The organism is Amycolatopsis sp. NPDC102522, from assembly GCF_055584485.1.
The window spans coordinates 160,805-182,550 of record NZ_JBVJLY010000016.1; the positions used below are offsets into that span (position 1 = coordinate 160,805).

Genomic DNA, 21,746 nt, shown 5'->3' on the forward strand with positions numbered 1-21,746 from the left:
CGTGTTGGCAGGTAAAGGAGTTCAGGGCACACCACGTCGCCCCTCGATGCGGCCAGTATGTGGTGCCCGCGACGGGGAAAGGTGTCCACGCGGAGAACGCCCGACGGGGCGTTTGTGAATCAGTGCGGGCATACGGTCCCGGCCCGTTGACCCCGAACGGGTGATTCGGGGACGTTGGGTCCCGTGAAATCTGGGGAGTCGTCCGTGTTCCTGGTCCGCGCAAGACGAGTCGGGTTCGTGCTGATCTGCGGGCTCCTGGCGGTCGCGGGGGTGTCCGTTCCCGCCGCTCGGGCGCAGCCGCCCGCCGATCCGGTGTACCGGCTCAAGACCGAACCCGCCGATCTTTCGGCGGTCCAGAACGGCGACCCGCTGCGGATCACGCTTTCGGGCTTGCCCAAGGGGGCGAGGGCGAAACTCGTCATCTGCCCGAAAGACGTGCCGGACAATTTGATGAAGAAGGTCTACGTCCCGCCGTGGCCGAAGGACAGCACGCTGCTGACCAGGGTGACCTCGTACTGCCAAGACGAGTTCGGCGACGAATTCGCCGGGAAGAACGCGGGAATGCAGTCGATGGAACGGGTGCGGAGCAGCACGACCGGTGACATCGTCTTCGACACGACGATCCCGCGCGGAACCTTGCGGCCGCATCCGGTGGCCTGGGATCCGCTCTACACCACTTATGAAAAAGCGGTGAATCCCGGGGACAAATTCCCCAAGGTCCCGTGGGCGGACAATCCCGTGGTCGTCGATCCGGTGACCGGCGCGAAAAGCAGAAGGCAGTTCTCCTTCACCTGCGACGAGAACAATCCGTGCAGCGTCACGATCCAGATCACCGCGCAGGACACCGCGGGCAAGACGGTGACCTGGGTCGACGACTCGATCAAGTTCACCCCGTACCTGCCGGGCATCGGGGTCAAGGGCTGCAAGGGGATCGGCCGGAACACCCTCGACGCCAGCATGCCGGAACGGCTCGGCCGGGCCGCGGTCGCCTGGAACCAGGCGCTGTGCGCCCCCACGAAGGCCGACCAGCCCACCAACATCGTGAGCGAGACCGAGGACACCGGGCTGACCGCGTTCGACAAGGGCGCCTCCGATCTCATGATCACCGGCAGCGGGAACGCGCTGGCCGCGCAGACCGTCCGGTCCAGGGAGTACGTCCCCGTCGGGGTCAACGCGACCGTGATCGCCGCTGTCGGCTGGTCCCCGACCGACGTCAACGACGAAGGCAACCCCCTCGGCTCGAAGCTCGCAGGCACGATGTCGTTCACCACCGCCGAGCTGGCGAACATGTTCACCAAGGGCGGGCAGAACCCCGACGCAGCCGGCCGGGGCGGCATCTTCAAGAACGGTTCGCCCCTGGTCGAGCGCAATCCCGCGCTCTCGGCCATCAAGGACGGCCAGCCCGCCGGGGTGATCGCGGTGAACCGCCGGGCCGGGTACGGGGGAAACCCCGACTTCTTCGGCGTGACCGGGGAAACGGGACCGGGGACGATCCCGCTCGCCCTGAGCAAGGTGCTCGCCGCGACCGCGCCGAAGGAGTGGGTCTTCCCGGCGCTCGGCAAGGAGTACTTCGGTGCCCTGGACGGGAAGACCCCCGGGGTGATCTCGGATCTGAGCGTGCTCGACCCCGGCAGTTCGCAGGTGCACAACGTCGACGCGAAGACCGGCCAGCTGTCGGTGCGCAAGACCGTGGACAACGCCGTGGCGGGCCGGGGCGGTGATTGCGCCGGGGGCTGCCTGAACTGGGTTATCACCGATCTCGCGACGGCGACGGTCAACCGCTGGACGCCGGTGGCGCTCCCGGACGGCAAGGGCGCTTTCGTCGCGCCGACCGAGCAGAGCCTGCAGGCGGCGGCCGATGCGATGAAGATCGGCCCCGACGGAACGGCCGAGACCGGCACCGTGGCCAAGGACGGCGCGTACCCGCTCACCTTCGTCGAGTACATGGCCGTCCCGGTCAACCCGCTGATCGACGCGACCTGCAAGCCGATGAAGGAGAAGCAGGATCAGCTGAAGGCGTTCGCCGGTCTCGCGGCGGGCTACGGACAGACGCTGCTTCCGCCCGGCATGGCCCGGTTGAGCCCCGCCCTGGCCGCCACGGCCGCCGAGCGGATCGCCAAGATCGGCACCGGCACCCCCGAAAAGGCTTGCGAGGAAAAGGAAGCGGCGAAGAACCCGCCCCCGCCGGGAGCGAACGGTGTCACGCCCGCTTCCAACCCGTCGCCGGGTGGACCTTCCGGAGGACAGGGTTCGCCGGCATCGGCTCCGGTGGCGGCCGCCACCGGAGCCGTTCCCGCGGTCGCCCCGACCCCGGAAAGCGTGCGGGCGGCGAAGAACCTCGCCGAGTCCATCGACATCCCGAAGTTCGCAGGCGCCGGTGCTCTCGGCGCCCTGATTCCCTTGGTGGCGTTGGTGATCCTGGCGACCCTGCCGTCCGCGACGGCGTATGTCGCGGCCGGGCGGCCGGTGCCCGCGTGGTTGACCAGGGCGCTGGCGGTGCTGATCGGTCTGCTGCGCCGTAGGGCGTCGGGTGGCGTGGCGTGAGCGTCGAGGTCGAAGAAAGGCAGTTCCTGCGGTTCGGCCCCGGCTGGATCGGCGCGGTCGTGTTCGCCTGGCTGGTCACCACCCTGGTGGCGCTGGCGCTGGTCGTCTACGCGCTGGGCCCGATGCTGCAGTCGGGTGACCAGCGGAAGGCGCTGACCGAGATCCGGGGTGAGATCGGGGTGGCGCTGGGCGCGAGCCAGAGCCTGTTCGGGGCCGCGCCGCCGGGCAAACCGGTCGAGTTCGGCAAGCCCGTGGCCGTCCTGGAGATCCCCGCCCTCAAGGTGCGGCAGGTCGTCGTCGAGGGCGCGTCGAGCAGTGAGACCGCGTCCGGCCCCGGTCACGTGCCGGGAACCGCGGGGCTCGGCCAGCCGGGCAACGCCGTGATCGCCGGCCGCAACGCCGGGTATGGCGGCCCGTTCGGTTCGCTCGACGCCCTGCGGCCGGGTGACGAGATCGTCGTGGCGACGACGCAGGGCAAGTCCGTCTATCGGGTGACGGAGACGGCGACCAGGCCGCTGGACGAGGGGGCCGACTACGGCAAGACCCAGAACGACCGGCTGACCCTGGTGACGTCGGCGTCCTGGTGGCCGCTGGCCTCGGAGGAGGCGACGGTGGTGACCGCGGTCCTGGAAGGGAGACCGTTCCGGCCCGCTCCGCAGAACGGCCGGGCGGACGCGCAGGACGGCCGGACCGGCGACGGCGCCGCGTGGGCCGGGCTGGTGCTGGCCTTCGGTGGTTTCGTGGCGGCGGCGGCCGGGGCGACATTCCTTTATCGCCGGTGGCGTCCGGTTTCGACCTACGTCATCACCGGGCCGGTGCTGCTCACGATGGGTGCGCTCGCGGCCTTGGCGCTTTGGCGATTGTTCCCGGCCTGGGCGTAATCCAGGATTTCGGTCTTTTCGGACTGAAATCCGTCTCACGTTGTGGATCTTCGCCCGTTCCAGACTTTGGTGGGTGGACTCGTCACCGATAGCTCTTTAGATTCTCCCCATTACACCCAGTCAGGGGTAATTCATTCGGGCAACCGAAGGAATTCTTGTGACGGGGCGTCACGCCGTCAGCGCGCTTTAGCCGGAGTGCGCTGTGTTGCTGCAAAACAGGGAGAGTTCGATGAGCAGATTCAGCCGGGTGGTCACATGCTCGGTTCCGGTCGCGGTCGGTGCTTTGCTGCTGTCGACCGCGGTTTCCGGTGCCCAGCCGTCGGAGGAGGCACGCACGCAGGCCGGGATCACCGCCCTGCAGAGCATCAAGAAGAGCCTCACCCCGGCTGAGCGCAAGCAGTCGAGTCAGCTCGTCGTCGAAAAGCGCCTGCGCGCGGACAAGGGCCTCGCGGGCAAGCTGCCCGAATATCGGACCGGGGTGGGCGTCAGCGACGCCGGCACCGTCGCTGTCGACATCAAGGGCGCCGGACAGTCGCTGGTGGACGCCGTCAAGGCGGCGGGCGGCAGCGTTCGTTACGCCTCTCCCGCCGGCGCGATCCGCGCCGACCTGCCCCTCGACGCCGTCGACGCGATCGCCGGACGCGGCGACGTCGCCGAGGTCAAGGCCGCTTCCCAGGCGATGACGTGGAACGAGTCGGCGCCGCAGGACCGGCGCCAGGCCGCTGTCAAGCAGACCGCCGCCGCGCTGCAGGTCGCCGAGGGCGACAAGGCCCACGGCAACGACACCGCCCGCACCAAGTACGGCGTCACCGGCGCCGGGCAGAAGGTCTGCGTGCTCTCGGACGGCGTCAAGTCGCTCCAGGCGTCCCAGACCTCCGGTGAACTCCCCGCCGTCGACGTCCTCCCCGGTCAGGCGGGCAGCGGTGACGAGGGCACCGCGATGCTGGAGATCATCCACGACATGGCGCCCGGCGCCACGCTCGGTTTCGCGACCGCCTTCACCAGCGAGCAGAGCTTCGCCGACAACATCCGCGCGCTGCGCACCACCGGCAAGTGCACGATCATCGTCGACGACGTGTCCTACTTCGACGAGTCGCCGTTCCAGGACGGCCCGGTCGCGCAGGCCGTCAACGACGTGACCGCGGCGGGCACGCTCTACTTCTCCTCCGCGGGGAACTCGGGCAACCTGACCGACGGCACCAGCGGTTACTACGAGGGTGACTTCCGCGGCTCCACCAGCAAGATCTCCGGGATCACCGGCACGCCGCACGACTTCGACCCGAGCGGCACCACCCAGCTGTACAACGCGCTCTCGCCGAACTCGGTCGGCCGCTACGTCACCCTGTTCTGGTCCGACCCGTGGGGCAAGGCCACCAGCGACTACGACCTGTTCGTCCTGAACTCGTCCGGTTCGGTCGTCGCCTCCAGTGAGAACGCGCAGAACGGCACCCAGAACCCGTACGAGATCGCCCAGGTCCCGGCCAGCGGCTCGGGCTTCAAGGTCGCCGCGGTCAAGTACAGCGGCTCCGACCGGTTCATCGCGCTCAACGTGATCCGCGGCCGCTTCGTCCCCTCCGGCTCGCTGAAAGCCTTCAGCACCAACGGTGTCACCTCCGGCCACTCGGCCGCCGTCAACGCCTTCAGTGTCGCGGCAGCCCCGGCTTCCGGTGCCTTCGGCCGCGCGCTCGAGACCGGTGACCCGGCGAACCCGGCCGGTCCGTTCCCCGGCCTGTTCTCCGCCACCAGCAAGTGGGAGCGGTTCACTTCGGACGGTCGCCGTCACCAGTTCTACAACCCGGACGGTTCGGTGATCACCCCCGGCAACGTGTCCTCGACCGGCGGTGCCACGCGGAACAAGCCGGACATCACCGCGGCCGACGGCGTCGCGACCTCGGTGACCGGCTTCCAGCCGTTCTTCGGGACCTCGGCCGCCGCGCCGAGTGCCGCCGCGATCGCCGCGCTGCTGCTGCAGGGCAAGCCGACCGCGACCCAGGCGGAGATCCGCGACGCGCTGGTGTCGACCGCGATCGACCTCGGCGCCCCGGGCTACGACCCGGTCACCGGGGCCGGCGTGATCATGACCGACCCGGCGCTCGCCGCGCTGGGCGTCGCCCCCAAGAAGTAGTTCTCCACCAAGGAAAACGGCCCGGTGCACGCGCACCGGGCCGTTTTCTGTCAGCTCAGGGCTTCAGGACTTGACGCAGGACAGGCCGTTCGGGCCCGACACGGTCAGGAAGCCGTACTGCCGGATCTTGGCGGCGAGTTGACCACCGCACAGCGGGCTGGCGGTCGAGGCCGAGTCGCCGGCGTCGAAGCCGACGGCGCGCTTGGCCTGGTCGTAGCTGGGGGTGCGGGAGTCGACGACGTTGTAGACGCTGCGCGAGCCCAGGAACGCCGTGGTGAACGCCGGGGTGTAGCTGCCGGCGGAACCGGAGACCGGGGAGCCGTTGAAGCCGGCGCCGGTCAGCGGGTTGACGGTGAAGCCCGCGCGCTTGTCGGCGGTCACCGCGTTGCCCTGCGCGATCCACTGCGCGATGGAGAACGGCGCGATGGCCTTGGCGCGGTCGGCGGCCGGGATCGAGTTGCCGTCGTGCTCCTGGAACCGCTTGATGGTGACCGGCTTGGTGGTCGGGTCGAAGCCGAGGACGGTGCCGGTGAAGAAGCTCAGCGTGCCGGAACCGGTCTGCGGCAGGTAGACCGCGATGGGGGAGTTGGCGCCGCCGACCTGGTTCCAGTTGGTGATGGAACCGTCGTAGATGCCGCGAAGCTGCGCCAGCGTCAGGGAAAGGCCCGCGCCCGAACCGGTGGCCGAGGAGGCCCAGGTGACACCGTCGGTGGCGAAGGCGAAGAACTCGAAGGTGGCGGGGTCGGACGAGCCGCGCGTCGAGGACGACCGCGCGATGTCGATCTTGCCGTCGCCCGCTTCGGCCGAGGCCTTCAGCGCGGCCTTGCCCTGCGACGAACCGTTCGGGGCCGGGTTGCCCGTGCTGTAGACGACCGCGTCGGCGAACGGGTCGGCCGGGACGGTGAACGTCTGGGTGCCGGACAGCAGCGGCGGCACGTTGACGTAGTTGTCGGGGTCGGTGTTCCAGGCGCCGGTGTTCGCGGCGGCCAGGATCGCGCCGGTGATGTCGGCGGTGGTGTCGGAGCCCGCCGCGGCGATGACCTCTTCGAGGCCGTTGGCCGGGGCGACAGCCGAAGCGGTGCCGGTCAGGGTGAGGCAGGCACACGCGGCGATCGCGGTGGCGCCGAGAAACCGAGTGGTACGAGCACGCATCTTGTTTGCACTCTTTCTCTAGTCCCCAAGTCGTCACGGGATTCCGTGACTTGCCGCAATCCTCGCTCCGCAACACTGTCCGGCGGCGGTGCTTCGCGTTCCCGCCCGACGTCATGGTGGTTAATCTCCGGGGAACGCACTTTCCGTGATCAGTCGTCACGGAGAACGATTCGGTGAATGTCCGCCGGAATCGCGACGGTATTTCCGGCGCCAATCCGCGATGGTCTCGATCCCTTCGCCGACGGCCGCTTCGGTGGTGGCGGAGCGGAACCGGTCCAGTCCACGCTGTGCCTCGATACGCCGTCCGTAGGCATGGGTGGCGATCGCGACTATCCGGTCGCCGGTATGCAGCCGCCAGCGCCAGCGGCCGCCGCTGAGATGACTGAAATCGCTGGTCAGCTCGGCGATGTTCGTGCTGAGCCAAGCGATCGCGACAAGGCATTCCTCGGCCCGCGGATAGTCGGCGGGGGCCGAACCCAGCGACACGTTGTTGCCGCCGAGCAACCGCCATCGGATGGTCTGGTCACCGGTCTGGACCAGCTGGAAGCGTGGATTCTTCTTCACCGTTCCGCGCTCCGGCGACGAAGTGAACGGTGTGAATTCCCCCTGGGCACATCCGGTGAATCGCCTCGATGTGGTGAAGGGGTTACCGGTTTTCGTGAAGGCGCGACGGCCGCCGGGTGAACGTTTTCCGCCGAAGGGAGCGCGCTAGCCTGAACGGACGCGGGTAATCGGAAAACAATCACCGAGCCGGATCGGTCCGGCACGGTCTGCGAGGAGGATCGATGGGCAACGGCAAGACCGCGGTCGTCACCGGGGCGGGCTCCGGGCTCGGCAGGGAGATCTCCCGCGCGTTACTCGGCGCGGGCTACCGGGTCGCGCTCGCCGGCCGCCGCGCGGACGCGCTGGCCGAGACCGCCGACGGGGATCCGAAAGCGCTTCCCGTGCCCGCCGACGTCGCCGATCCCGATTCCGTCGCCGCGCTGTTCGAGACGGTGCGCGCGGAGTGGGGGCGGCTGGACCTCCTGGTGAACAACGCGGGCGTATCGGTGGGCGGGACCGTCGACGAACTGTCCTTCGCGGACTGGAAACGCGCCGTCGACACCAACCTGACCGGGATGTTCCTGTGCGCGCAGCAGGCCGTGCGGCTGATGAAGGCGCAGGACCCGCGCGGCGGCCGGATCGTCAACAACGGCTCGATCTCCGCGCACGCCCCGCGCCCCGCGTCCGTCGCCTACACCGCGACGAAACACGCGGTCACCGGGCTGACGAAGTCGATCTCCCTCGACGGCCGGGCCTGGAACGTCGCATGTGGACAGATCGACATCGGCAACGCCGCCACCGAGATGACGCTGAAGATGGCCGACGGGATCCCGCAGGCCGACGGCGGCGTCAAGGCCGAGCCGACCTTCGACGCCCGGCACGTCGCGGACGCCGTGCTGTACATGGCAGGGCTGCCGCTCGACGCGAACGTCCAGTTCCTGACCATCACGGCGACCACGATGCCGTACGTCGGCCGGGGCTAGCGCTGGGTGCCGCGACTTCCGAGCTCACGGGATCACCTTCGCCTTCCGGAACTCGTCGAACAGTCGGAAGAACATCGCCGACGTCTCGGCGTACTCGTGGAATCCGGCCCGCCGGGCCTTCGAGCCGTCCGCGAACATGTCGTAGTCCCAGCTGAACACGAAGTCGGCGAAGCCCCACGACGACGAGACCGCGCTGTAAGGCACCTCCAGCCCGTACTTGGCCGAGACGGAATTCCACAGTTCTTCCTTGTCCGCCATGACGACGTCCAGCGACATCGGCAGCGGCGGCGCCACCTCCAGGTCGAAGTACGCGGCGATCTTCGGCCAGAGTTCGCTCCACCGGAACAGGTCGCCGTTCGCGATGTTGTACGCCTCGTTCTCCGAGCCGGTCGCCCAGGTCGTCGCCTTCGCCAGCAGTCCGGCGTCGGTCATCTCCAGGAGGCTGTCGTACGCGCCGGGCTTGCCGGGGAAACGCAGCGGCAGGCCGAGTTCCTTCGAGATCGAGGCGTAGACGGCGATGGCCAGCGCGAGGTTCATCGGGTTGCCCAGCGCGGTCCCGCCGACCACCGACGGCCGGATCGCCGACCAGGTCCAGGTCTTCCCGGCCTGCCGTCGCTCCAGGAACCGCTGCTGGTCCACATTGAACTCGGGCGGCATGTGCCCGGCGTCGTCCTCGCGCGCCGGGGTCTTGAACGGGCCGAGGTGGGCGCCGTAGACCTTGTAACCCTGCATGAGGCTCACGTGGCGTAGACCGGGCGCGGCCGGCTCGATCGCATCGACCAGGTTGGTCAGCATCGCCAGGTTCGGCGGGACCAGTTCGGCCCAGGTCGGCTTGTCGACATAAGCCGCGTAGAACACGTGTGTGACGTCGTCCAGGCCGCCGAGCTTCGCGCGGGTGTCGTCCGCGTCGAGCAGGTCGACGGCGATCTGCCCGGGGCCGCCGCGCCGCGACAGGCCGACGACCCGCCAGCCGGGCTGGGTTTCCAGGTACTCGATCAGATTCTTGCCGATGACCCCGTTGGCCCCGGCGACCAGGGCGACCTTGCGTTCTTCGTTCATGTCACCGAGCCTGGACCCGTCGAAGCGATAAGTCCAAGGCATAGATATCACCGCTCCGATAAACTCTCTTCATGACCAGCTTGCGGCAGCTCGAATACCTGGTGACCGTCGTCGATACCGGCTCCTTCACCCGGGCCGCGGAGATGCTGCACGTGACGCAGCCCGCGCTGTCGCATCAGATGCGCGCGCTGGAGAAGGGGGTCGGCGGCCCGCTGCTGGAACGCCTCCCGCGCAGCGTCCGGCTCACGCCGATGGGCCGCGCCATGCTCCCGCACGCCCGCGCCACCCTCGCCGACGCCGAACGCGCGCGGTGCGCGGCCCGGCAGGCATCCGGGCTGGAGGCCGGGGAACTGCAGATCGCCACGGTCTACTCGGTCGGCATCGGCGTCCTGCCCGCGGCGCTGCGGGTGTGGCGCCGGGAGCGGCCGGACGTCGACGTCCGCCTGGTCGAGTTCCGGCACGCGGACGAACTCCGCGAGGCCATGGCGGCGGGGGAGGCCGACGTCGCGGTCGGCCCGGTCCCGCCGGGCTGGGACGGGCCGGTGCGCGAGCTCGGCACCGAGGAGTTTGTGGTTGTCCTGCCGATCGACGGGCCGCGCGAGGACGACGGCACCGGCGTCGTCGACCTAGCGACCCTCGCCGACTGCGCTTGGGTGCACTACGCGCCGGGCAACGGCCTGGCGGACCTCGTCGACCAGGCCTGCGCCGCGGCCGGATTCCAGCCGAGGGCGGCGGTCCGGACCGAGCAGACAGCGGCGGCCCCGGTGCTCGCGGCGGCGGGTCTCGGCCCCGCGTTGGTCCCGGCCAACGTGCTGCCCGAAGGCTTCCACGGCCGTGTCCTGCGGCCCGAACCCGCGATCCGGCGCACGCTGGCCGCCTACTGCCGCAGCACGCCGGACCCGTTGACCTCGGCTTTCATCGACGTCGTGGCGGGGGAGTGCACGCTCGGGTCAGCGCACGGAAACCGCTGACAGGTCCACGCTCCCGAACGTCGTCGCCGTCACGTCGCCGACCCGCTCGGCCCAGACGGCGTGCCCGTGCCCGGACCACAGCGGCGCGACGGGGAGATCCCGCAGCAGCTGGTTCTCCACCAGACGGTAGACCTCGCCGCTGTCGGAGGCTTCGGTCTCCTCGGCCGATTTCAGCAGGTCGGCGAACCCGTCGCTCTGATACCCGGTCAGCTCGACGATCTTCGCCAGCACTTCCTGCGGGCTCGCCGTCACCAGGGCCAGGTCGATCGGGAAAGGCCCTTCGCCGGGCTCCGCGGCGACCTGAACGCCGACGGCGGCGCTCACCTGCCCGGCCAGCGGACGCAGCCAGTTCACCTGCGACTGTCCGAAGCGGACAGGGGTGGTGGCCGGGAACTCCGCCTGGGTCAGCAGGGACTTCCCCGCTCCGGCGTCGAACGTGCAGGGACGGCAGGTGCTGCTGCGCTCGCCGGGCGCGACGGCGGGTGGCAGCAGCGACTTCGCCGGGTCCGCCTGCTTGCCGAGGACGCCGGCCTCCATGGCGCCGCGATCGATGCCGAGCGCGAATCCGTGCCGGACGGTGGCGTCGGAGAAATGCCGCGCTGTCAGGGGAAAGCCGAGGTAGGAGACGCTCGGCAGCGCCCACATCACGTGCCGCTGCGCGAAATCGGTGTGCATGGCCTCGTGCCGGTCGCCGGGGACCACGGTGGACAGATCGAGCTTCCCGGATTTGACACCGTCGTACAGCGGCGCCGCGTCACCGATGCTCAGTTCGATCACGCGCGCCTTTCCGGGGGCTTCCGCGACCCGGACCAGCTTGGCACCCGTCGCCTGCCAGCCGCCTTCCATGCGGAACGGTCCGTTGCCGACAGGCTGGGAGAAGAACCGGACCCAGTCGCGGGACGCCAGCGCGGACGCGGGCAGTGGAACCAGGGCGGGGGAGGAGAGCAGCGCCGGGATCTGCCCGGACGGCCGGTCGAGGACGAGCCGCACGGTCAGCGGGTCCGGCGCGGTGATCTCCTTGGCCCGCACCAGACTCTTCAGCACCCGGGTGGCGGCCCAGCCCTCCTTGCCGATCGCCGCCCACGTGTCCACATAGGACTGCGCGGTGACCGGGGTGCCGTCGTGGAACTTCCCGCCGTCCTTCAGCTTGACCGTCCAGGTGATCCGGTCGGGGCTGGTGATCGATTCCGCGGCCCGCGGCGTCGTCTTTCCCGTCGCGGGGTCGTAATCGGCCAGCGGAGTCCACAGTGCGCTCGTGACGAGCCTGCCTGCCTGATCGCTGACGTCCGCGGGGTTGGTCGAGGCCGGCGCGGAGATGCCCACGCGAAGAATGTCCGGTGCGGGCGATTCACCGGATTCCGTGCAGCCTGCCGTGACCAGGACGGCGGCGAGGAGCGGGGCCAGAAGACGCAAGCGCATGGTCATGTCATAGCAGTCCCACACCGACCATCGGCGGTTGTGCGAGCAAAGTGGCTGATCATAGGGTGGGGGAACCAGCCTGGGAGGTTTCTGTGCGAGGAAACTGGTTGCTTCGTTCGTGCTTGGCGCTCACCACGATCACCGCGACCCTGATCGCCACCGGTCTGCCCGCCGCCGCGTGCGGCGAGGAGGACAAGCCGGCGAGTGAGAAGGTCCGGGTCTCGGGGGAGCCCGGCGCGGTGAAGAACGTCAAGGCCGTCGGCAACGTGCCCGACGCGCAAGGCGCCATCGCCATGGGGTTCCTGCAGTACGGCAACCGCGACGTCATGGCGGTTTCCGGCGAGTTCGGCCTGAAGGTCTACGACCTCACCAAGAACCCCGCCGCGCCGAAGCTGATCGGCGAGGTCAGCCTGCCCGGACTGTGGGAGACCGAGGACACCGAGGTCGACGTCAAGCGCAAGCTCGTCTTCCTCGCGCGGGACCCGCGGGCCTACGGCGGCACCACACAGACCGGCGAGTCCGGGATCTACATCATCGATCTGAAGAACCCGGACAAACCGGCCATCCTGAGCTACACCAAGGTGCCCGCCGGTCACACGACCAGCTGCGTCGACGACTGCCGCTACCTTTGGACCGGTGGCCCGGCGAAGGCCGCGAACCAGCCCGCAGACTGGGGCGGCCGCCCGATCTGGGTGACCGACATCCGCGATCCGCGCAACCCCAAGACCGCTCCGGACCCGATCGAACTCGCGCGCAACGACGGCAAGACCGACTACGTGCACGACGTCCAGGTCGACGACGAGGGTGTGGCGTGGGTGTCCGGCCGCGGCGGTGTCCGCGGTTACTGGACCAGCGGCTATCACCGCGATCCCGTGCAGGGCAAGGTCCGCCGCGCGACGGCGTTCAGCCCGGTGCCCTACGCGGGCGGCGGGATCGAGGAGACGGCGGCGCCGTCGAAGTTCATGCACAACAGCTTCCACCCGTCGGGACACCGCTCGGCCGACGGCGCGGACTCGAACCGCTGGCGCGGCCGCGACCTCATCTACGCCACCGAAGAGAGCTTCCTCGACGGCTGCGCCGGTGACGGCGTGCTGACGATCTCGTCGCTGCAGAACTCGTACAACGGCGAAGGCTGGCGCTCGACGCCGGAGAAGCCGTTCCGCCTCAAGTCCGTCGGCACCTGGAGCGTCGCCGGGCAGGAAGGCAGCGACACGACGACGGGCGACTGCTCCGCGCACTACTTCGACGTCCGCGGCAAGGTCCTCGTGCAGTCGTTCTACACGCAGGGCACGCGGTTCCTCGACGTCAGTGACCCGACCGACCCGAAGCAGATCGCCTACTTCCGGCCGGCGGACGCCGCCGCGTGGGCGCCCTACTGGCACAAGGGTTACGTCTACGTCGCCGACAACACTCGCGGAATCGACATCCTGAAGCTCACCGCCTGAGCAAAGATGTCCCCATGCGCACCATGGGGAAGACGTCGGTGGTCACGGCCGCGGTCATGTTGATCGCGGCCTGTGACCCGGCACCGCCGGAAGAAGTGGCCGTCCACACCGATCCGGCGCCGGTCGCCGAGACGTTCCCGGAAGTCGGGGAGATCGTCGAAGCGTCCTGGGTCGAGGAGAAGATGGGCGCCTCCGAAGGCCGCGTCGCGGCGCCCGGGCCGACCGACTACCGGCTGTCCGCGCTGGTGAAGCTGGTGCCGGGCGCAGCTCGGAAAGTATTGAGCGGCCATGAATGTCATGCCGGTGTCCCGGCTGCACCGGAACAGCTGAAGGCGCTTCTGCCATCAGGCGTCGCGTGGCTTTCCTGCGAGCTGCCCGCGAACGGCAAGGCGCGGACCGCGTTCGTGGTCGAAGGTTCCGAAAAGGCGTTCCTGACATCGACAACCATGTAACGGAACCGTGGCGGAACTGTCGAGAGACGATCACGAAAGCCGCATGATCCGTTCCTAGCTTGGCGCTATGACCACCTTGCTCGAACGGGCCCCGGCTCCCGTCGCCAAGCCGACTCCGCGGCGAAGCGTCACGGCACTGTTCGCGATCGCCGTCCTCGTCGCCGGATACACCGGGTTCCGGTTGCCGGGGGACTGGGCGGCGACCCTGCAGGCCGTGTCCCTGACCGACGGTTTCCACCGCCGGTTCCTCGTCGGCACGCTGCTGAAGCCGTTCGGGCACGAGTACGCGGTCTTCGCTGTCGCGAGTTTCGCCGTCCTCGGCGCGGTGCTGGCTGTCGTGACACTCGCCTTCTTCACCAGCCGCACCGAAAGCCGGCGGTGGCTGATCGTCGTCTGGCTTCTGCTGCCGACCGGCGGCTACCTGTTCCACGAAGTCGGCTACCTCGACCAAGCGCTGTACCTGCTGCTGTCCGGAGCGCTGTGGGCGGTGCACCGGAACAGGCCGGTGCTCGCGAGCGCGGTGATGGCGCTTTCGGTGACGGTGCACGAAATCGCGCTGCTCACCGTGCTACCGGTGTTCGGTTTCGCCTTGCTGAGGAAGGTTCCGTTCCGGCGCGCGTGCGCACTGCTCGCCCCGACCGCGGTGCTCGGTTCGGTGATCCTCGCGTTGCCGCCGGTCAGCGCCGGCGCCATGGACAGGCTCCGGCGGACACTGTCCACAACGGACTTCCCTTACCGTGCCGACGCGCTGGCCCTGTTCGGACGCACGCAGGCCGAGAGCTGGCAGCTGTACTCGATCACCACAGTGCTGCTGTACCTGCTGCCGATCGTGATCGTGGTGGCCGTCGGCTTCCTGTACCTGCACCGCCCGACGCTCTCCGCCGCGGTGCCCGTCGCGGCGATCGCGGCGCCGATGCTGCTCGCGTTCGGCGGCTGGGACGATGCCCGCTGGGGATTCCTGCTGGTGACCAACTTCTTCATGGTGCTGTGGCTCTGGCTCGGGCACCGCGAACTGAAAGCACGCCAGGTCGCGGTGCTGGCCGCGTTGTTCCTGATCCTCACGCACGTCCCGATGCCGTACTTCGACGGCTACGCGCCGCGTGGGCTCACACTGGTGACTCCCGTGGAAGACGCACTGTGAAGACGGCGCCGCGGTCGTTGTGGGCGTCGAGCGAGCCGTCGTGGATCAGCACGTTCTCCCGCGCGATCGACAGCCCCAGCCCGCTGCCGTCGGTCGCCTGGCGCGCGTGATCTCCCCGCACGAACCGGTCGAACAGGATCGGGAGCAGGTCTTCGGAGATCCCCTGCCCGGAGTCGGCGACGCGGATCCGCACGGCGTCGGCGCCGCCCGTCAGAGTCACGGTGATCGGGGTCCGGCCGTGCCGTTCGGCGTTGACCAGCAGATTGACCACGACGGTGTGCAGGCGGCGCGGGTCGGCGACGACGGTCGTGTCGCCGGTGCTCGTCACCTCGACGGGTGTTCCCGGCACGCCGGTCTCGATCGCGTCCTCGACGAGTGCGGGCAGGTCGACCGGTTCGGGGCGGAAGTCCGCGGAACCCGCGTCGAACCGCGAGATCTCCATCAGATCCTCGACGAGCCGCGCCATCCGCCGCGTCTGCGTGCCGAGCAGTTCCGTCGCACGGGTCCGAGTCTCGGGGGTCGCGCTGTCGAGGGTGTCGACAGTGGCGACCATCGACGCGAGCGGGGTCCGCAGGTCATGGGCGACGTCGGCGACGAACCGCTGTTGCTGCCGGTCCTTGGCGCGCAGCTCCTCGATCGAGGTCCCGACGCGATCGGCCATCGTGTTGAACGACTTGGCCAGCTCGGCGAGTTCGTCACGACCCTTCACCGGGACACGCACGTCGAAGGCGCCGTCGCCCAGATCGCGGGCGGCGGAAGCGACCCGGCGCACCGGCCGCTGGATCCTGCCTGCCGCGAAGACGGCGGCCGCCACGCCGAGAACGGTGACGCCGAGGGCGATGAACGTCAGCTTCCACCGCTGGGCCGCCAGGTCCTGTTCGAACATCGTGAGGTCGAAGAACTGCACCACCCAATACGCGACGAAGTTCGCGCTCACCACGAGGAGCTTGCGGCCGGTCGCCGGATCGGTGGTTACCGTCGACAGCAGGTTTCCGGGCCCTTGGGTACGGAGAAGCACCACGTCCTTCACGCTTTCCAACGCGGCCCTTCGGTCGGGAGGACTCGCGTTTTTGGCGCCCGTCGCCCAATCGAGGCTTCGCGACGAGGACTTGACGACTTCGGGGGGTCCTTCAGACGTCGTGAAGTCGTCGTTGGTCATTTGGGGGTACCTCGTGACGAGCATCCAGTCCGCTGCTGCCTTGTCCATGCCCTGGGAGAACAGGTCCAAGGCCTGCGGGTTTCCTGCCATGAACTGTTCGAGATGGGGCCATGCCTGCCCGAACATCGCGCCGAACGAGGATTTCGCCGCGTCGGTGAACCTGTCGAGCGCGTCGTCCTCCTGGACCCTGGCCGCGCTGAAGGCCATGACGGCCGTCGCCGTCGTGGTCACCATCACGACCGCCGCGATCACCCTGGCACGGAGTCCGAACCTCATGCGCTCACCAGCCGGTAGCCGAGTCCGCGCACGGTCTTCAGCGCCAAGGGATTCGCCGGATCGTCCTCGATCTTCGCCCGCAGCCGCGCGACCGCCGCGTCGACGATCCGCGAGTCGCCGACGTAGCCGTAGTCCCAGACCCGTTTCAGCAGGGCCTGCCTGCTCAGCACCTGGTTCGGATGTTCGGCGAACTCGACGAGCAGCCGGATCTCGGTCGCGGTCAGCGCCAGTTCGACGCCGTCACGGGTCACGCTCATCGCGCCCGCGTCGATCTCCAGCCGTCCCACCCGCAACAGGCCGGCCGACGGCCCGGGAGCGGTGACGGCGCGCCGCCCGATCGCCTTGATCCGCGCGTCGATCACCCGCGGCTCGGCGGGCTTGACCACGTAGTCGTCGGCGCCGCATTCCAGCCCGGCGACGATGTCGATCGGATCGCCGCGGGCGGTCAGCAGGACCAGCGGCAACCGGCTGCGCGCCCGGATCCGGCGGCACACCTCGAAACCGTCCATCCCGGGCAACATGACGTCGAGCAGGATGAATTCGAGTTCCAGCCGGTCGGTGAACAGCGCCTCCAGCGCCCGCTCCCCGGTCGGCGCGACGACGACGTCGTGACCGAGCGCCCGCAGCGCCAGCGTGAGCGCTTCGGCCAGGGCGGCGTCGTCTTCCACGAGCAGGATGCGCGGCATGGTTCCCCCAAGATCGAAAGGCTCACCGATCGTAAGGGCGCTCTGTCGCACTCACCCGGACTCGGGGCGGAACTGTCGCGAAGCCGTGCGGTCTCGTCACAAACCCCGATTCTCTGTTTCACTGTCGTATCCACGAACGAGGGGGAATCGTGTCGGTCGAGGTGGGGAACGATCCTGCGGGGAAACGCGCGTCCGACTACTTCGGAGTCTCCGACGTAGCGGTGATCGCGGCCGGCGCGGTTTCCGGCGCTGTCGGTGCCTACGCCTACTACTACAGCGAGCTGCTACGGCCACTGGCGCACAGCTTCACTATCTGGATCGTGTTGATCGTCGCGGTCGTTCCCGGGATGCCTCGAAGGCGAGCGGCGGTTCGAGCGGTTTGCGCGCTGGTCGCGGCGGTCCTCGCGTTCTATCCGGGCAAGGCGCTGATGTACGGCCTCAAGTACCCCGGGCATGCCCTATCGGATCGACCCACCGACCGGCGCGGCACCGTGGCCACCGCGGCGGTCGTGGGTCTGCTGCTCGCCGACTTCGTCCGGCGGTCTGATCGCTCCGATACCGGAGTCCTGGCGGTCGCGACAGTGATCGCGATCGTGTTCGTGGCCTGGCGGGGAATCCGCTCGCCCAAGCAGGCCGCCCACGTCGCCTTCGTCGTCGTACCGCTGGGACTTCTCGGGCTCGTGATCGTGTCGGCGCCGGACTTCCTCGAGGGGATGCTGCTCTGACGACGGCGCCCGAACTCAGTGCTTGAGCTGGGCGTTCCAAGCCGTCAGCGTCAGCTTGCCCGTGGTCCCGAGGTCGGTGTCGACCGTGATCCGCTGCTCCGGGTCACCCTGCGCGGCCGCGACGGTCACATAAGCGCCCGCTTCCGGCGAACCCGCGGTGACGGTGTTCGACCACGAGACGACCGCCAGCAGCGTCCCGCCGGGCTGGACCGTCTGCGGGCTGACCCCGGGGTCGATCGCCATGTACGAACTCCCGTGCTCGACCTCGACGGCCATCGGCTGCTTTTCCTTGTCCAGCAAGCGGACTTCGGGATAGCCGGTGAGCGTGCGCGCGGTCGTCCCGCAGTTGGTCAACGTCAGCACGACCGCGCGGTGACCCAGCGCGACCTCGACCGGTCCGGATTTCACCGTGACCCCGGTGCCGAGGCAGCCCGCCGGTTCGACTTCGCCCGGCACGGGAGTGTGGACCGTCGGGACCGGCGGCGGTGGTGGCGGAGGCGCACTGCACCCCGCCACCACCAACGCCGTCGCCGTCACTGTCAAGATCGCTTTCCCCAGCACCCGCGGATCCTATCGCCCCGCGCGGACGGCGGTTTCTAAGCGAGCAGCTCCTGCAGTTCCACCACCGCCGTGGCGAGTTCCGCCGCGAACAGTTCCATCTCGTGCGCCACGTGCTTCGGCGTGCACAGGTACAGATTCAACGAGTCCGGCAGCAGCACGTACGCGATCCCGATGCACTGCGGGCTGGTCGACCCGAAGCCGAAGTACCGGATGTTCACCGACGGCGCCGAGCTGGTGCTCAGGTAGTCGTTGCGCATCTTCAGCCAGCCCGGCGACGAGTACAGCGCCGGGGAATCCTCGACGCCGCGCCGCTTTTGGATCAGCTGCAGCTCCCACAGGTGCTGCTCCGGCGCGTCGCCCGCCTGGCACTCCTTCGCCCGCGTGACGTGCTTCGCGGCCGCCGCGCGGAAAGCCGCCTGGCGCGTCTGCCGGTCGGCGTCCGGATCGTTCATCACCTGCACGAACCACAGCACCTCGGGCGTCACCACTCGCATCGCTTCGGTGCGCCCGTTCAGGTACTGCCGCGTCGCGATCGATTCGTACGTCGCGCCGGTGATGCCCTTCGCGCGCTTGTGCGCGAGCTGATACGCCATCTGCGCGAAGCCGTCGGGGGACATCCCCAGCTCCTTCGCCCGCTTCGCACCGAAGTCGGTGAAGGACACCGTCTTCGTAGCGGTCGCGTCTGCGTAGGCGGCGAAGGACGCTGCCGCGGCGCGGGCGTCTTCGCGAAGGGCGTCACCCAGGACGAACTCGATGACCTCGGATGCCGGGACGCCGTCGGCGGGCGCCCGCTCCAGCCGCGTTCCGCTGAGCAGCGCGTCGGTGAACCCGAGGATCGTGGTCCCGTCCAGTTCGCAGTGCTCGACGTTGATCCCCGCCGTGCCGTCCTCGAACACGATCAGCGAGACGGCCTTGTCGAACCAGCGGTTGCCGCTGTCGCCGTGCAGCAGCTTGTCGCACGCTTCCTGCGTGTCCGCAGGGGTGAAGTCCTCCAGGCACAGGCAGAACAGCGCCGTCTCGATGTCGTCGAGCGCGGAAGCGTTCCCGGCGGCCAGCAACGCTTCGCGCGTCGCCGCCCACTCCGCCCTGGCCTTGGTGGTGAAGTGCCCGGCGGCGGTCTGCGGATCCTCGACGAAATTCTCCGACTTGACGATCGCCTGCAGCCCCGCGACCAGCTGTTCGGGGGAGTACGGCCGCCCGTCCGGCGCGATGACGTCCATCCGGAACGGGGTGTCGCGGTGGAAGACCACGACGTGCCGCGCCCTCGACGGCCCCGGCCAGTCCTCGCGGTACGGCGTGCGCACGGTGTCCTGCGCGGCGCCGGGGATCCGCGTCGCCGAGAACAGGTACTTGTGCTGCACCATCGACTGCGGCTGCCCGCGCAGCACGATCGGCGGCACCAGTTCCTCGTCGAGCTTCAGCTTGTAGTCCACCGCCGACGCGGCCAGTTCGGCCGCGTGCTCCAGCTGCCCGAGCGGGGATTCGGTGAACAGGAAGAAGAAGTTCGCGTTGAGCGCGATCCGGTCGCGGCGGCCGAGGTAGCGATACGGCCAGAAGGTGTCGAGCCAGCTGCCGACGCCTTCGCGGCCTTCGTAGGTCTCCAGCGTGCCCTGCAGTTCGTGCGCCGGGCTTCCTTCCGCGAGGAACTCGGCGACGGCGCCTTCGGTCTCCGCGAGCTCACCGGGGGTGAGCAGCGGCGAGCACCACTCGAGGAACCGGCGGCAGGTGTCCTCCAGGCTGGGGACGGGGACCCGCGGCAGGACCTCCTCGTTGCCGAACGTGCGGGTGGACAGTTCCGGACTGCTCACGATCATCCTTGATCTCGAAGGGGAAGGGCGTTCAGCGCGGAGGCGAGCCCGCCCGCCGCGCCGTTCGGGCGGGAGACGAACAACCGCGCGTACAGCCGGCCGCTGTCCTCCAGCCCACGCGGGTCGACGCCCGCGACGGACAGGTTGTCCAGGATCTGGGTCTGTTCCTCTTCCGAAGCGAACATCCGCTGCCGGAAGACGCCGTCGATCCCGGCCGTGTCGTAGTCCAGTTCGCCGAGGCTGTCGGCGACCGGGCCGTAGGAGAACATCCGCAGCACGAAATGCGCCATCCACGGCCGGTTTTCCCGCGCGATCCGGACGAGGGTCTTCTCGGTGACGTAGCCGACGCAGCCGGTCGAGATGACGATGTCGACGCCGGCCAGCAGCGTGCGCTGCTCCTCCGTCGGGTCTTCGTTCTCCAGATCCGCGTGGATCGCCTCGTCGATGAATCCGGCGGCGAGCGCGTACTCCAGGGCAGGCGCGGAGGAGTCGAGGCCGATGAAGCGGACTTCGTCGGCGATGGCGAGCCTCTCGACCATCCGGCGATCGCGCGCGATCAGGTCGTCCCGGTTCAGCGAACCGGTGGACGCGTAGTGGTCGTACAACCGCTCCATGGTGGTGTCACAGCGGTGCATCACCGCGTTGACGCCGTAGGAACAGCCGAGGTCGAGCACTGTCGGGACCTTGACGTCCCGCTCCGCGCGGTACTCGTCGATCAGTTTCGCGAAGTAGGCCTTGGCCTGCTGGGGGATGTCGTAGTCCAGTCTGCGCAAGGTGCCGAAGAAAGCACGGGGATCGGGCTCGGTGTAGATGTGATCGAAAGAGATCTTGCCGGTCGAATCCAAAGGCACGGGCCAGGCTCCTGACTTAGTCGAGCAGCTGATCGCCCCGGACGGCCGCCGAAGCGACGTGTTCCGGCAGGACCCGGCCGAACAGCTGTCTCGTCCGTTCCGGACTGCCGATGACCCCAGGACGCTCGCTGTACGCGAAGATCGCGGAATGGCGGGCGACTGCCCCTTGAACACTACTCACGCGGTGCAGCGCGAAGCGTCCGCGAAACAGCTGAAGATCGCCAGGACGCAGAGTGAGGCGTCGGATCAGGTGATTACCTTCGCCCGCCAGGACGGCACGGACGTCGTCGAAGTTCTCCGCCGCTTCGGAGCGGATGTTCGGGCAATATTCGAAGACACCGCCGTCGGCCGCCTCCTGCGTGAGCATGCTGACGGTGTAGGAGTTGGTGTCGAAATGCCACGGATGCGAGCGGCCCGGTTCGATCACGTTGAGCACCAGCCCGGACAGCGGATCGGCGAGTTCGTGGAGCGTGGGGAGTTCGAAGCAGTCGGCGACGAACCGCTGGAACTCGGGGCTCGTGTACAGCTGCTGGATGACCGCGGTCGCCGGGATCCGGTCGCGCGCCACGAAGGCGTTACCGCGTTCCATGATCGTGCGGCCGGGGTGGTTCTCCGGGAGCGGAGTGTCGATGGCGATGTTGTAGGCGTTGACGCGTTCGACCTTCGCGTACGCCTCCGGAGCGATCTTCGCGCCTTCGTGGCGAAGGACGTCTCGCAACTCCGGACGGATGAAGTCGGCCAGCACACTGCAGCCCGTTTCCCGCAGTTCGGCGCGGGTCCGGGAAACGATTTCGCGCCAGGCGGGGCTTCCCGGTTCGGACAGCGGATAGCGGGCGGTGTCGGCCACCTGGACTGCGCTCGCGGTCATCGACGTCCTCTCGGCTGCCCGGAAGTGATTCACGGGTTTAGCACAGAAAACGTCCCGGACCCCCGAAACTTGTGAGCGGTGCCACACGGAAAGTGAC

At 68.8% G+C, this 21,746-nt stretch carries 19 protein-coding genes; 9 read left to right on the forward strand and 10 right to left on the reverse strand.

Translation table 11 applies throughout. The annotated features are described in order from the left end of the window. Positions 1–183 precede the first annotated feature (183 nt). The 3 genes from ACZ6YV_RS30830 (at position 184) to ACZ6YV_RS30840 (ending at position 5,550) form a co-directional block, all read left to right on the forward strand. A complete protein-coding gene (locus ACZ6YV_RS30830) occupies positions 184–2,544 on the forward strand; it encodes a hypothetical protein (protein WP_465512941.1) in 2,361 nt (786 codons plus the stop codon). Further along, positions 2,541–3,425, forward strand: coding sequence for a sortase (locus tag ACZ6YV_RS30835; protein ID WP_465512942.1), 885 nt, complete (start codon positions 2,541–2,543; stop codon positions 3,423–3,425). The genes ACZ6YV_RS30830 and ACZ6YV_RS30835 overlap by 4 nt, the downstream gene beginning before the upstream one ends. 229 nt (positions 3,426–3,654) lie before the next feature. Continuing rightward, on the forward strand, positions 3,655–5,550 hold the full coding sequence (locus ACZ6YV_RS30840; RefSeq protein ID WP_465512943.1) for a S8 family peptidase: 1,896 nt from the start codon (positions 3,655–3,657) through the stop codon (positions 5,548–5,550). A 63-nt stretch (positions 5,551–5,613) separates the two neighbouring features. Here the strand turns inward: ACZ6YV_RS30840 and ACZ6YV_RS30845 are convergent, their stop codons facing one another. Together ACZ6YV_RS30845 and ACZ6YV_RS30850 are read right to left on the reverse strand one after the other, a co-directional pair. After that, positions 5,614–6,702 (reverse strand): substrate-binding domain-containing protein, encoded by a 1,089-nt coding sequence (locus ACZ6YV_RS30845; protein WP_465512944.1) that lies wholly within the window; start codon positions 6,700–6,702, stop codon positions 5,614–5,616. 156 nt (positions 6,703–6,858) lie between these two features. Next, a complete protein-coding gene (locus ACZ6YV_RS30850) occupies positions 6,859–7,266 on the reverse strand; it encodes a YegP family protein (protein WP_465512945.1) in 408 nt (135 codons plus the stop codon). Between the two features lie 221 nt (positions 7,267–7,487). Between ACZ6YV_RS30850 and ACZ6YV_RS30855 the strand changes: the two genes are divergently transcribed. Further along, positions 7,488–8,228: an SDR family oxidoreductase gene (locus ACZ6YV_RS30855; RefSeq protein ID WP_465512946.1), complete on the forward strand. Its 741-nt coding sequence runs from the start codon at positions 7,488–7,490 to the stop codon at positions 8,226–8,228. 24 nt (positions 8,229–8,252) lie between these two features. Here the strand turns inward: ACZ6YV_RS30855 and ACZ6YV_RS30860 are convergent, their stop codons facing one another. After that, positions 8,253–9,287 carry an SDR family oxidoreductase gene (locus ACZ6YV_RS30860; RefSeq protein ID WP_465512947.1) on the reverse strand — a complete coding sequence of 345 codons (1,035 nt, stop codon included), beginning with the start codon at positions 9,285–9,287 and terminating at the stop codon, positions 8,253–8,255. Positions 9,288–9,358: 71 nt separating this feature from the next. Here ACZ6YV_RS30860 and ACZ6YV_RS30865 point away from each other — a divergent pair, with 71 nt between their 5' ends. Continuing rightward, positions 9,359–10,258, forward strand: coding sequence for a LysR family transcriptional regulator (locus ACZ6YV_RS30865; RefSeq protein WP_378241004.1), 900 nt, complete (start codon positions 9,359–9,361; stop codon positions 10,256–10,258). On the opposite strand, the gene ACZ6YV_RS30870 is transcribed toward ACZ6YV_RS30865, so the two are convergent. Beyond that, the gene (locus tag ACZ6YV_RS30870; RefSeq protein WP_465512948.1) at positions 10,238–11,683 is read right to left on the reverse strand and encodes a peptide ABC transporter substrate-binding protein; all 1,446 of its coding nucleotides are present in this window, start codon (positions 11,681–11,683) and stop codon (positions 10,238–10,240) included. The genes ACZ6YV_RS30865 and ACZ6YV_RS30870 overlap by 21 nt on opposite strands. Positions 11,684–11,784: 101 nt before the next feature. Between ACZ6YV_RS30870 and ACZ6YV_RS30875 the strand changes: the two genes are divergently transcribed. The 3 genes from ACZ6YV_RS30875 to ACZ6YV_RS30885 all read left to right on the forward strand — a co-directional run bounded on the left by ACZ6YV_RS30875 (position 11,785) and on the right by ACZ6YV_RS30885 (position 14,715). Continuing rightward, the gene (locus ACZ6YV_RS30875; RefSeq protein ID WP_378241006.1) at positions 11,785–13,122 is read left to right on the forward strand and encodes an LVIVD repeat-containing protein; all 1,338 of its coding nucleotides are present in this window, start codon (positions 11,785–11,787) and stop codon (positions 13,120–13,122) included. A 14-nt stretch (positions 13,123–13,136) separates the two neighbouring features. Beyond that, the gene (locus ACZ6YV_RS30880; RefSeq protein WP_465512949.1) at positions 13,137–13,574 is read left to right on the forward strand and encodes a hypothetical protein; all 438 of its coding nucleotides are present in this window, start codon (positions 13,137–13,139) and stop codon (positions 13,572–13,574) included. A gap of 67 nt (positions 13,575–13,641) precedes the next feature. Further along, positions 13,642–14,715: a hypothetical protein gene (locus ACZ6YV_RS30885; RefSeq protein WP_465512950.1), complete on the forward strand. Its 1,074-nt coding sequence runs from the start codon at positions 13,642–13,644 to the stop codon at positions 14,713–14,715. Here the strand turns inward: ACZ6YV_RS30885 and ACZ6YV_RS30890 are convergent. Continuing rightward, positions 14,681–16,150, reverse strand: coding sequence for a sensor histidine kinase (locus tag ACZ6YV_RS30890; RefSeq protein WP_465512951.1), 1,470 nt, complete (start codon positions 16,148–16,150; stop codon positions 14,681–14,683). The two genes, ACZ6YV_RS30885 and ACZ6YV_RS30890, sit on opposite strands and share 35 nt — an antisense overlap. Then, entirely contained in the window at positions 16,147–16,836 is a 690-nt protein-coding gene (locus ACZ6YV_RS30895; RefSeq protein ID WP_465512952.1) for a winged helix-turn-helix domain-containing protein, read from the reverse strand. Before ACZ6YV_RS30895 ends, ACZ6YV_RS30890 begins: the two co-directional genes overlap by 4 nt. 149 nt (positions 16,837–16,985) lie before the next feature. Here ACZ6YV_RS30895 and ACZ6YV_RS30900 point away from each other — a divergent pair, with 149 nt between their 5' ends. Continuing rightward, positions 16,986–17,561 (forward strand): hypothetical protein, encoded by a 576-nt coding sequence (locus ACZ6YV_RS30900; RefSeq protein ID WP_465512953.1) that lies wholly within the window; start codon positions 16,986–16,988, stop codon positions 17,559–17,561. A 15-nt stretch (positions 17,562–17,576) separates the two neighbouring features. On the opposite strand, the gene ACZ6YV_RS30905 is transcribed toward ACZ6YV_RS30900, so the two are convergent. The 4 genes from ACZ6YV_RS30905 to ACZ6YV_RS30920 are packed head-to-tail and all read right to left on the reverse strand — an operon-like array spanning position 17,577 to position 21,649. Beyond that, positions 17,577–18,122 (reverse strand): DUF4232 domain-containing protein, encoded by a 546-nt coding sequence (locus tag ACZ6YV_RS30905; RefSeq protein ID WP_465512954.1) that lies wholly within the window; start codon positions 18,120–18,122, stop codon positions 17,577–17,579. 35 nt (positions 18,123–18,157) lie between these two features. Then, positions 18,158–19,936: a choline/carnitine O-acyltransferase gene (locus ACZ6YV_RS30910; protein ID WP_465512955.1), complete on the reverse strand. Its 1,779-nt coding sequence runs from the start codon at positions 19,934–19,936 to the stop codon at positions 18,158–18,160. Then, entirely contained in the window at positions 19,933–20,781 is an 849-nt protein-coding gene (locus tag ACZ6YV_RS30915) for a class I SAM-dependent methyltransferase (RefSeq protein ID WP_465512956.1), read from the reverse strand. Before ACZ6YV_RS30915 ends, ACZ6YV_RS30910 begins: the two co-directional genes overlap by 4 nt. 16 nt (positions 20,782–20,797) lie before the next feature. Continuing rightward, positions 20,798–21,649 (reverse strand): HalD/BesD family halogenase, encoded by an 852-nt coding sequence (locus ACZ6YV_RS30920; protein WP_465512957.1) that lies wholly within the window; start codon positions 21,647–21,649, stop codon positions 20,798–20,800. Positions 21,650–21,746 lie beyond the last annotated feature (97 nt).

Excerpts from the sequence above, each read along its gene's own strand:
- ACZ6YV_RS30920 (WP_465512957.1), bottom strand. The coding sequence starts at position 21,649 with ATGACCGCGAGCGCAGTCCAGGTGGCCGACACCGCCCGCTATCCGCTG.
- ACZ6YV_RS30845 (WP_465512944.1), bottom strand. The coding sequence starts at position 6,702 with ATGCGTGCTCGTACCACTCGGTTTCTCGGCGCCACCGCGATCGCCGCG.
- ACZ6YV_RS30870 (WP_465512948.1), bottom strand. The coding sequence starts at position 11,683 with ATGACCATGCGCTTGCGTCTTCTGGCCCCGCTCCTCGCCGCCGTCCTG.
- ACZ6YV_RS30860 (WP_465512947.1), bottom strand. The coding sequence starts at position 9,287 with ATGAACGAAGAACGCAAGGTCGCCCTGGTCGCCGGGGCCAACGGGGTC.
- ACZ6YV_RS30880 (WP_465512949.1), top strand. The coding sequence starts at position 13,137 with ATGCGCACCATGGGGAAGACGTCGGTGGTCACGGCCGCGGTCATGTTG.
- ACZ6YV_RS30895 (WP_465512952.1), bottom strand. The coding sequence starts at position 16,836 with ATGCCGCGCATCCTGCTCGTGGAAGACGACGCCGCCCTGGCCGAAGCG.
- ACZ6YV_RS30890 (WP_465512951.1), bottom strand. The coding sequence starts at position 16,150 with ATGAGGTTCGGACTCCGTGCCAGGGTGATCGCGGCGGTCGTGATGGTG.
- ACZ6YV_RS30885 (WP_465512950.1), top strand. The coding sequence starts at position 13,642 with ATGACCACCTTGCTCGAACGGGCCCCGGCTCCCGTCGCCAAGCCGACT.
- ACZ6YV_RS30910 (WP_465512955.1), bottom strand. The coding sequence starts at position 19,936 with ATGATCGTGAGCAGTCCGGAACTGTCCACCCGCACGTTCGGCAACGAG.
- ACZ6YV_RS30855 (WP_465512946.1), top strand. The coding sequence starts at position 7,488 with ATGGGCAACGGCAAGACCGCGGTCGTCACCGGGGCGGGCTCCGGGCTC.
- ACZ6YV_RS30840 (WP_465512943.1), top strand. The coding sequence starts at position 3,655 with ATGAGCAGATTCAGCCGGGTGGTCACATGCTCGGTTCCGGTCGCGGTC.
- ACZ6YV_RS30865 (WP_378241004.1), top strand. The coding sequence starts at position 9,359 with ATGACCAGCTTGCGGCAGCTCGAATACCTGGTGACCGTCGTCGATACC.